3 protein-coding genes are annotated in these 2159 nt (G+C 54.1%); 2 read left to right on the plus strand and 1 reads right to left on the minus strand.

The genetic code is table 11. The annotated features are described in order from the left end of the window. Together J07HQW2_RS03165 and J07HQW2_RS03170 are read left to right on the plus strand one after the other, a co-directional pair. On the plus strand, positions 1-1144 hold a 1144-nt coding region (locus J07HQW2_RS03165), incomplete at its 5' end, for a TRAP transporter large permease subunit (protein ID WP_021053875.1). A 43-nt stretch (positions 1145-1187) separates the two neighbouring features. Then, positions 1188-1790 carry a DJ-1/PfpI family protein gene (locus J07HQW2_RS03170; protein ID WP_021053876.1) on the plus strand — a complete coding sequence of 201 codons (603 nt, stop codon included), beginning with the start codon at positions 1188-1190 and terminating at the stop codon, positions 1788-1790. A gap of 30 nt (positions 1791-1820) precedes the next feature. Here the strand turns inward: J07HQW2_RS03170 and J07HQW2_RS03175 are convergent, their stop codons facing one another. Then, positions 1821-2048, minus strand: a complete 228-nt coding sequence (locus J07HQW2_RS03175; RefSeq protein ID WP_021053877.1) for an acetyl-CoA hydrolase/transferase C-terminal domain-containing protein — start codon at positions 2046-2048, stop codon at positions 1821-1823. Positions 2049-2159: the final 111 nt, after the last annotated feature.

The raw sequence follows: 2159 nt of genomic DNA on the forward strand, positions 1-2159 counted from the left end.
CGGAATCACTTATGTCGATGTCATCATCGCTGGGCTGATTCCAGCGACGATCCTCTCACTGACGATCTTCATCGCCGTGCATTATGTTTCGGCACCACAGTTGGAGGATACAGATGTCGACACTCTTATTCAGGATCCGCTCCCACGCGACGAGTTCATTTCCGAGGGAATCAAGTTTGGTCTCCCGCTCGCGGTCCTGATCTATAAACTCGGAATCGAGCAAGTGACCGTGATGACTGCAGCACTCTGGACAGCCGCTGTGATGCTGGCGACTGGTCTGATGATTCCTGTCGTCCGCTCGGCGATGGGTATCAGTGATGAGTCAGCTATTGAGTCCCTCAAGCGAACTGGCTGGGAAACCCTCGACGGGGCGCGTGAAGGTGTCATCGTCCTCGCACCGGTGACGATCATCCTCGCAGCCATTAACGGTGTCGTTGACATCCTCACGGCGACTGGCGTGCCAACAGCAATTTCACTCACATTGTTGGACCTCTCCGGTGGTGTCTTGCTCGTCGCTGCAATCCTCTCAATGATTATTTGTATTATCTTAGGACTCGGGATGCCAACAACAGCGTCATATACAATTGTTGCACTACTTGTCGCGCCGACGCTCATCAGTCAGTTCTTTCTTCCCGAGTTGGCGAGTCATTTCTTCGTCTTCTACGCTGCGATCCTAGCCGGGCTGACGCCACCGATTGCTACCTGTGTAGCAGTCGCCTGTGGGATTGCTGGCGGGAACTTCTGGGGAACTTGTGTGGAAGCAATCAAGATCTCTGCGCCGTTATTCGTCCTTCCGTTCGTCTTCGTCTATCACCCCGAGATCGTCTCCGCCCAACTTGACCAACTCACGCTTACATCAGCTGGCTTTGCGCTAATTGGGGCTATTGCCATCATTCACGGTATCAATTATCGCTTCAGCTACGATAGAGCAGCCACCGGTGGGCTCCGGGTGGCGTTTTTCATCGTCGGTGTCCTCGCAATGGTATACCCTGGACGGCTGGTTCAGGCCGGTGCGATGGTTGCCGCCATCCTGATGTACGTTTTCCAGTCGGTCACTGGGCGCCCAAACCCAGTCGAGACCGTTACCAGTCTGTTCAGTGCGGAGACGGAGTCTGTCGCGACGGCTAACGCTGAACAAAAGTAACTCTCGCCGGTAGTATTTTTTTACTGCTTGTCTCAAGAATTATATGGAGATTGTAATTATACTGTTTGATGGTGTCGATGAGCTTGATGCAGTCGGTCCGTTTGAAGTGTTCGAGAACGCCGCCAACGCAGGTGCTGATCTCGATGTTACACTATGCACACTCAACGACAGTGAGCGAGTCACAGCGAGTCACAGTCTCGAAATTGGACCAACAGTTCCGCTTGGTGACCGCGTGCCTGACCTGCTTGTTGTCCCCGGTGGGCAGTGGAGCGTCCGTGGCGGGACCGGTGCCTGGACCGAGGCTAAACGTGGCGATCTCCCTGATGCTATCGCGCGGCTTCACGATGATGGTAGCACGATTGCGGGCGTCTGCACCGGTGGAATGCTGATGCAGCGAGCCGGTGTGCTTGATGGGCGACCCGCAATCACGCATCATGGAGCCGTCGAAGATCTTCAAAAGGCTGGTACTGAGGTGGTCGATGCACGCGTTGTTGATGACGGTGATGTCATCACCGCCGGTGGCGTGACATCTGGCATTGATTTAGCACTACATGTTATCCAACGCGAGTTCGGTTCGGAAATTGCTAACACCGTCTCAAAACAGATGGAATATAAACGACGGGGACGGGTTCAACATAATAGCTGACTTTTGATATCCGTGAGACGATGATTACTATTATTCAGTCCATGAGAAAGCCGAATCAAGATCGTGAGGCATGTGTCCCCCAATCTCGGCAGCCCGGTCACAGTAGTCTTGTAATCGTCCACGGTAGTCTGGATGAGCACAACTATTTACTATCATTGCTGACCGTTCGCGCGGTGCGGTCCCTCGTAGGTCAGCGACGCCCCGTTCGGTCACGATGACATCAACGTCATGCTCTGTATGATCTGCGTGAGGAACCATCGGGACGATTCGGGAGACGTCGCCGCCGACGGCTGTCGAAGAAGTGTGACGACCGAGAGCAGCGAGTGTCTCATAAAGTCGCCGCTACCACCAACGCCGCTAATGATCCGT

The sequence above is a fragment of the Haloquadratum walsbyi J07HQW2 genome (assembly GCF_000415985.1).
GTDB classification, from domain to species: Archaea; Halobacteriota; Halobacteria; order Halobacteriales; family Haloferacaceae; genus Haloquadratum; species Haloquadratum walsbyi_B.

Excerpts from the sequence above, each read along its gene's own strand:
- J07HQW2_RS03175 (WP_021053877.1), bottom strand. The coding sequence starts at position 2,048 with ATGGTTCCTCACGCAGATCATACAGAGCATGACGTTGATGTCATCGTG.
- J07HQW2_RS03170 (WP_021053876.1), top strand. The coding sequence starts at position 1,188 with ATGGAGATTGTAATTATACTGTTTGATGGTGTCGATGAGCTTGATGCA.